The sequence below is a fragment of the Paracoccus versutus genome, from assembly GCF_000763885.1.
Classification (GTDB): Bacteria; Pseudomonadota; Alphaproteobacteria; order Rhodobacterales; family Rhodobacteraceae; genus Paracoccus; species Paracoccus versutus.
The window spans coordinates 26100-33286 of the sequence record NZ_JRKO01000055.1 but is presented as its reverse complement, the minus strand read 5'-3'; the positions used below and the strand labels follow the sequence as shown (position 1 = coordinate 33286).

The window sequence follows — 7187 nt, the reverse complement described above, 5'->3', positions numbered from 1 at the left end:
CGCCATGGCCCCCGCCGCCACCCGCCCGCGCTGATTTCGCGGCCCCGCTCGGCAGGCGCTGCATTTTTGCGTCGCCACTGTGGACCTTTCGCAACAATTTCATCTCGGAAAGGCGCCGATCAGGTGCCTTTTTTTTGTGCAACTCCCTGCCGTCATCCCGGTGTTTCAGCATTGTCATCTTTCGTTAGCAATGTGGTGCCCTGTTACCCGCCTGAGGCCGCGCCGAAAATTCCGTGCAACCGGCAGGCGAAAAGGTTTCATCACGTTTTCGCATGATCCGTTTTCCGCCGATGGGCAGGTTCCCGCCGAATTTCACGTTTTTGCGAGTTTTTGCGCAGTTTTCCGGGCCTCTTTATCGTCGGGCGCGACGGTTCTACCTCTGGGCCAGCAGAGATGCTCGTGGTTCCGCAAGGGCGGTGCCACGGACACGAAACGGTTCGGAAAAGGACTGACACAATGAAGACGCTTGCTTACCTCGCCGGTGCCACCGCCCTGGCCGCCGCATTCTCGGCCCCGGCTTTCGCGCAATCCGAAATCGCCACGGGCGCCGATGCCACCGGCATCACGGAAGTCAACGAACAGATGCGGGACGTCGAGGAGGCGGTCCGCGACGATTTCGACCGCTCGTCCGACGCCTATCGCTTCGGCAATCCCGAGCGCCGCCAAGGCGTGTTCGGCTCGGTCGCGCTGAGCTACGTCGGTCGCACCGGCAACAGCGAGAACCAGGACTTCAGCCTGGCCGGCCGCCTGTCGTCGAACCAGGGCCGCTTCTCGCAATCGGTCGGTATCCTGCTTGAATACGGCGAGAACAACGCCGGCGACACGGATACCGAAAAGACCTATGTCATCTACGAAGGCATGTATGACATCAACGATCGCTTCTACGGCTTCGCTCTGGGTCGTCTGACGACCGATGCGCTGGCCAACGATCCGGTCAGCCTGGCCACCGACGAGAGCTTCGCGGACTTGGACGGCCGCCTGAAGCGTGACGCCTATTTCGGCGTCGGTCCGGGTTACCGCGTGATCAACAACGACACCACCGCCTGGCGCGTGCAGGCCGCCGTCGGCGTGCGCTACACCAAGGCCGTGGACGTGATCGACCCGGTCGCCGAGACCTACGACTACAACACGGAAACCGAAGTCGGCTACCTGCTGTCGTCGCGTTTCTATCACCGGATCAACGACCAGTTCTTCATCACCAACGACACCGACTATCTGACCTCGGACGCGAACGATACCGCGACCAACGAACTGGGTCTGAACTTCAAGATGACGGAAGCCTTCGCGACCCGGATTTCCTATAAGACCGAGTATGTTTCGGATCGCGCGACCCGCACCGACAACACGCTGGGCGTGTCGCTGGTCTACGGCTTCTGATCGAGCAGAAGAAAGAAGATCCCTCCTCTCTCTCCAAGGGCGGCCTTCGGGCCGCCCCTTTTTGCATCGGGAGCAGGGGGGAAAGCGGTGGCGGGAACCGCAGCGACCGTGGCGGCGCAGGTTTCCCCGAAAGCCTGGATGTCCAGGTGGGAACCGGATAACGGGACCAGGGCCCCGACAGAGCCAGCCCCCTCGGTGAAGTTATAGGCCAGTGAGAAAGATGGCCGCGCACGAGAAGAGCAGAAACCCGCCAGCCCAAAGATAGGACGGCCGCCCATGGGCTGCAAGGGCGGCGCGGGCTTGCGCAATGTTTCCCTTTCGTTCATGGTGGACGCATGAACAGCGCCGCCGATCCGACCGCCGATCTTCTGCCCGCCCTGCCGGGCCAGCGGCTTGCGCGCGGGGTGGCGCGGATGCTGGCCGGGCTGGGCCATGCGGCGCTGCCGGAATTCGTGCCGGCGGGCGGGCTGCGGGTCGACGTGATCTCGGTCACGCCCAGGGGCGAGATCTGGGTCGTCGAATGCAAGAGCTGCCGGGCCGATTTCGTCTCGGACCGGAAATGGCAGGGCTATCTGCAGTTCTGCGACCGCTTCTTCTGGGCGGTGGATGCCGATTTCCCCGAAGACCTGCTGCCCCAGGGCTCGGGCCTGATCCGCGCCGACAGCTGGGGGGCCGAGCTGGTGCGCATGGCCCCCGAATCGCGGCTGGCCGGGGCGCGGCGCAGCCGGCTTTTGCGCGACATCGCCCGCGTCTCGACCGCGCGGCTTCTGGCGCTGACCGATCCGATGGGGATCAGCGGCGCGGCTTCCTGACGTCCTTGCCGGGTTTCGAAGGGCCGCCGATGCTGCGCGCGGCCTCGGCGGCGGCCAGCAGTTCCTCGGCGATTTCCTCGGCCTCGTCGGGGTCGAAGTCCAGCGGCAGGTCGACGTTCTCGGCCTCGACATAGATCCTGACCATGCCGCGGTCGGTGGGGCCGATCTGAAGATTGGCGGCGATGTCGCTTTGGCTGTTGATGCTCATGCTGGCTCTCCTGGCGCCTGGCCTCATGGATCCGGGGATTTTCCTTAACCCGCATGCGAATTTCCGGCAAGACGGGCTTGCGCAGCCCGGTGGCTGGCGCTAGATACCCGCCTGTGCCGCCTTAGCTCAGTTGGTTAGAGCGCTAGATTGTGGATCTAGAGGTCCCCCGTTCGAGCCGGGGAGGCGGTACCATCCAATCAGCCACCAAGCGCAAGAAGCCGGACGGATCATGATCCGTGCAGGCGACGGCCGTTTGAACGCGGTGCGGCTTGCGCCCCAGCGATTCCCGGTCCAGGGCAGCGCCCCGTCGGTTGCCTGGGGCAGGGCGGCGGCCTGCTGTGCCGCGGCTAGGATGTCGTGTTTTCATCGGCGCGGGATCGTCGGCTTGAGCTTATAAAGCTCCGGCGCAGGCATGATATGCAACTGCCCGAGTCATAAAAATATCACATCGCCCTCGCGGCTTTTTCCGGCCGCTTTTCCGGGCGCGGCTTTGCCGATATGCGCCGCCGGCGAGCATTCGCATGACTTACGGAGATGAAGTTGAAAGCTGCATTCTATGCCGCCGCGGCCAGCCTTGTTGCGGGCGCCTCCTTTGCCGGGGGATATGTTCCTCCGGTCGTTGAGCAGCCGGTGGCCGTCGCGCAAACCCGCGCCGATGTCGATTGGACCGGGTTCTACGCCGGCCTCCAATACGGGCAGGGCAGCCTCGACGCCTCGGTTCCCGGCGTCACCGTCGATGCGGGCGATTTCGACGCGCTTGGCCTGCACGCCGGTTATCTGCGCGATTTCGGCCAGTTCGTCCTGGGCGGCGAACTGGACTACAACAATGTCGAGCATGACGATTTCGACGGCAGCGCGGACCTGTGGCGCCTGCGCGCCCGTGCCGGCTACGACATGGGCAAGTTCCAGCCCTATGTGACCCTGGGTGCCGCGCGTCTTTCGGGCGAGGATGCCAAGGAAACCGGCCTGACCTATGGCATTGGCGCCGATTTCCTTTTGACCGACAATTTCTCGGCCGGCCTGGAATACAGCCATGCCGATTTCTCGGATGTGGACGGCACCAATATCGACCTTGATGCGGATATGGTCCAGATCCGGGCGTCGTATCGGTTCTGACAAAACCCGGCCGGTCGTTTATGACCGGCCGATGGTTGTCGCGACAATGAAGCCGCCCCATGGGCGGCTTTTCAATATCCCGGAAAGCGCCCCTTGATGATTTCGGGGGTCGAATCCCCAAGGTGGCGCTGCCGGTGCCTGTGCGGTATAGACGGCGATGCCGTTCCCGGAGCGGCGCTGGGGCGGTGGTTCCCTGGGATTTGCCAAGACCCCGCGATTCGCAGGCGGGAACAAGACAGGATCGGGCGGCGCGACCAGTGCTGGAAATGGCTGAGACGGATAATTTCATCAACAAAAACAACAGCGCGCGGCTTTCCGTCGCGCCGATGATGGATTGGACCGACAGCCTGTGCCGCCGCATCCACCGGCTGCTGTCACGCCGCGCGCTGCTTTATACCGAGATGGTGACGGCCCCGGCGCTGGTTTTTGGCGACCGGGCCAAGCTCCTGGATTTCGACGCGGCCGAGCATCCGGTGGCGTTGCAGCTGGGCGGCTCTGACCCGGCGCAGCTGGCCGAGGCGGCGCGGATCGGCGCCGATTGGGGCTATGACGAGATCAACCTGAACGTCGGCTGCCCCAGCGACCGGGTGCAATCGGGCTGTTTCGGTGCCGTGCTGATGACCCGGCCGGAACTGGTCGCCGAATGCGTCGCGGCGATGGTCGCCGCCAGCCCGGTCGAGGTCACGGTGAAATGCCGCATCGGCGTGGACGATCAGCTGCCTCAGGCGGTGCTGCCCGATTTCATCGCCCGCATGCGCGACGTGGGCGTGCGCCGCATGACCATCCATGCCCGCAAGGCCTGGCTCCAGGGCCTGTCGCCGCGCGAGAATCGCGAGATTCCGCCGCTGGACTATCCGCTGGTGCATCGCATGAAGCAGGCGTTTCCCGACCTGCACCTGTCGGTTAACGGCGGCATCGCCTCGCTCGACGCGGTGCGCGATCACCTGCGGGCGATGGACGGGGTGATGGTCGGGCGCGCGGCCTATCACCAGCCCTGGGACATCCTGGGCGAGGCCGACCGGCTGTGGGGCGAGGAGCCGCGCTTTGCCGGTCCGCTGGAGGCGGCGCGGGCGCTGCGCGACCTTGTCGATGCGCATCTGGCCCAGGGCGGGCGGCTGCATCAGGCGACGCGGCACATGCTGGGCCTGTTCCACGGCCGGCCCGGCGCGCGCGGCTGGCGGCGGCAATTGTCCGAAGGCGCATCGCGAGCCCGCGACCGGGCCGAGGCGCTGGCGGTCTATGATGCGGCGCTGGCCGAGGTCATGGCGCCGGCGTGACCTTGTCCTTGGCCCAGGCCCGTATCGCCCGGACCAGCGCCCGGCGCCGCACCGGCTGGCGGGCGCTGTCGAGATAATAGGCCAGCATCAATTCGCCGATCAGGAAACGCAGGATCCGCGCCTGGTCCGGCGCCAGCAGGCCCGGCACCCCGGCCAGCGCCTGCCAGTCGGCCAGGGCGATCCCGTCCCGCGTCCGTCCCGGCGGCTCCGCACGCCGGCTTTCCAGCCAGACCAGCAGCCGCGCCATGTCGCGGGCCAGCGCCATTTCGGTCGCGCCCTGCATGTCGATGGCGGTCAGCCGCAGCGCGCCGGGGCGGGGCTCGTCGGCGAAAAGGTTGTCGGGCGTCAGGTCGCCGTGGCAGAGCCCGCGCTCGACCGCGGCGCCGCGCAGCGGGGCGGCCTCGGCCCGCATCCGCCGCATGTGGCCGGCGACCAGGTCGGCGTCGATCCAGCCCCCCGAGGCCGCCGCGATCCGCGCCTCGAGCCCGTTGAGCCAGAAGCGCGGGCCGAAGGTGCCGCGGGCGCGCGTCGCGGCGGCCAGGTGGCGCAGCCAAACCCCGATGCGCGCGATCAGCGCGGCGCGTTCCACCGGGTCCGCCTCGGCCAGCAGCTGCGCCATGGGCCGGCCCGGAGCCGGCGCGGTGATCAGGATGCCCCGTTCGGGCAGGGCCAGCAGGGGCGGGGCGACGGCGTCGAGATCCTGCCCCAGCAGTTCGGCCGCCCGATGCAGCCGCATCAGGGCCTGGGTCACGCCGGCGGCCGGATCGGCGCCGCGGAACTGCCGGAGCCAGGCCGGCCGCCCGTCCAGCCGGATCTGCACCACCAGCCGGTCGGGCCGGTCGCGCGCCACGCGCAGCGGCTCGATTCCGGCCAGCGGCGGCAGGGCGGCCAGCGGATCAGGCGCGTTCGGCAGCCTTGGCCTCGTTCCACAGCGCGTCCATCTCGGCCAGGTCGCTGTCCTCGGGGCGGCGGCCCTGGGCGGCGAGCGCCGCCTCGATGGAGCGGAAGCGGCGGGTGAACTTGGCATTGGCCAGGCGCAGCGCCTCCTCGGGGTCGATCTCCAGATGCCGGGCCAGATTCGCCATCACGAACATCAGGTCGCCGAATTCCTCGGTCAAATGGGCGTGATCGGAGCCGCCCCTGGCCTCGACCAGCTCGCGCGCCTCCTCGGTGATCTTGTCCAGCACCTCGGCCGGGCCGGGCCAGTCGAAGCCGACGCGGGCGGCGCGGTTCTGCAGCTTGACTGCGCGGGTCAGCGCCGGCAGGCCAAGTGCCACCCCGTCCAGCACGCCGCGTTCCGCCTTGGCCGCGCGTTCGCGGGCCTTGATCGCCTCCCAATCCTTGATCTGCTGGGCGGCGGACTTGTCGCGGGATTCGTCGCCGAAGATATGCGGGTGGCGGTCGATCATCTTGTCCGAGATCTTCTCGACCACGCCGGCAAAGTCGAACATGCCCGCCTCGGCCGCCATTTGCGCGTGGAAAACCACCTGCAGCAGCAGGTCGCCCAGCTCGCCAGGCAATTCGTCCCAGGCTTCGCGCGCGATGGCGTCGGCGACCTCATGCGCCTCTTCGATGGTGTAGGGCGCGATCGAGGCGAAGTCCTGCTCGATGTCCCAGGGGCAGCCGGCCTGCGGGTCGCGCAGCGCGGCCATGATCGCCAGCAGGCGGCGGATGCCGGTGCGATCGGCCGCATCGCGGGCCAGTGCGGGATGGTCCGGCGCGGGATGGGGCGCCTTGTCCTCAGCCATCGTGATCCCCCTTGCTAGGCTTGGCCCGCATTGACCTGCCACAGCCCGCCGCCCGTGTCCACGGCACCTTTCAGCGGGGGCTTTGCCCCCAGCGCGTTCCGCGCTTCCCCCAGGATATTTTGACACGAAAGAAGCGCGGGCCTTTCTTTCGTGCCCAAATATCCCGGGGGAGTCCGAAGGACGGGGGCGGAGCCCCCCTGCGCCAGTGCGGCGAGCAGCCATCGGCTTTCTTGCCATCGGTCCGAGCCGCGGATAGGGTGCGCGCCAATTCCGCCGGGGGATCGCCCGGAGAACGACAGCACAGGGATAGACTTAATGCTCGTGACCCCCGCCTATGCCCAGGCCGCCGGAGGCGCTTCCGGCGCTGCAGGACTCGCCTCGTTCCTGCCGCTCATCCTGATCTTCGTCATCATGTATTTCCTGATGATCCGCCCGCAGCAGAAGCGCGTGAAGGAACATCGCGCCATGGTCGAGGCGCTGAAGAAGGGCGACGAGATCGTGACCCAGGGCGGGCTGATCGGCAAGGTGACCTCGGTGCGCGAGAACGAGCTCGAGGTCGAGATCGCCCCCGGCGTCAAGGTCCGCGTGATCCGCTCGACCGTGACCGGGCTCGTGAACCGCACCCAACCCGCCGCCGCCAACAGCTGAA

8 protein-coding genes and 1 tRNA gene are annotated in these 7187 nt (G+C 67.2%); 6 read left to right on the top strand and 3 right to left on the bottom strand.

Annotated elements, in window-relative coordinates; genetic code table 11:
- Window positions 1–456 precede the first annotated feature (456 nt).
- Entirely contained in the window at window positions 457–1377 is a 921-nt protein-coding gene (locus IT40_RS20940) for a DUF481 domain-containing protein (protein ID WP_036759386.1), read from the top strand.
- A gap of 335 nt (window positions 1378–1712) precedes the next feature.
- The gene (locus IT40_RS20935; protein ID WP_036759385.1) at window positions 1713–2189 is read left to right on the top strand and encodes an MmcB family DNA repair protein; all 477 of its coding nucleotides are present in this window, start codon (window positions 1713–1715) and stop codon (window positions 2187–2189) included.
- Here the strand turns inward: IT40_RS20935 and IT40_RS20930 are convergent.
- Window positions 2170–2397, bottom strand: coding sequence for a DUF6324 family protein (locus tag IT40_RS20930; RefSeq protein WP_024844535.1), 228 nt, complete (start codon window positions 2395–2397; stop codon window positions 2170–2172). The genes IT40_RS20935 and IT40_RS20930 overlap by 20 nt on opposite strands.
- A 115-nt stretch (window positions 2398–2512) precedes the next feature.
- On the opposite strand from IT40_RS20930, the gene IT40_RS20925 reads away from it, so the two are divergent.
- From IT40_RS20925 to dusA, 3 genes are all read left to right on the top strand, one after another.
- A tRNA-His gene (locus tag IT40_RS20925) sits at window positions 2513–2589 on the top strand.
- Window positions 2590–2937: 348 nt separating this feature from the next.
- A complete protein-coding gene (locus IT40_RS20920) occupies window positions 2938–3513 on the top strand; it encodes an outer membrane protein (protein WP_208021289.1) in 576 nt (191 codons plus the stop codon).
- 266 nt (window positions 3514–3779) lie between these two features.
- A complete protein-coding gene (gene dusA, locus IT40_RS20915) occupies window positions 3780–4790 on the top strand; it encodes a tRNA dihydrouridine(20/20a) synthase DusA (RefSeq protein ID WP_084197339.1) in 1011 nt (336 codons plus the stop codon).
- Here the strand turns inward: dusA and IT40_RS20910 are convergent.
- Both IT40_RS20910 and mazG read right to left on the bottom strand, forming a co-directional pair.
- Window positions 4774–5640 carry a phosphotransferase gene (locus tag IT40_RS20910; RefSeq protein WP_243700133.1) on the bottom strand — a complete coding sequence of 289 codons (867 nt, stop codon included), beginning with the start codon at window positions 5638–5640 and terminating at the stop codon, window positions 4774–4776. The two genes, dusA and IT40_RS20910, sit on opposite strands and share 17 nt — an antisense overlap.
- Before the next feature lie 46 nt (window positions 5641–5686).
- The gene (mazG, locus tag IT40_RS20905; RefSeq protein WP_052096197.1) at window positions 5687–6442 is read right to left on the bottom strand and encodes a nucleoside triphosphate pyrophosphohydrolase; all 756 of its coding nucleotides are present in this window, start codon (window positions 6440–6442) and stop codon (window positions 5687–5689) included.
- Between the two features lie 411 nt (window positions 6443–6853).
- Between mazG and yajC the strand changes: the two genes are divergently transcribed.
- Window positions 6854–7186: a preprotein translocase subunit YajC gene (gene yajC, locus IT40_RS20900; RefSeq protein ID WP_036759383.1), complete on the top strand. Its 333-nt coding sequence runs from the start codon at window positions 6854–6856 to the stop codon at window positions 7184–7186.
- Window position 7187 lies beyond the last annotated feature (1 nt).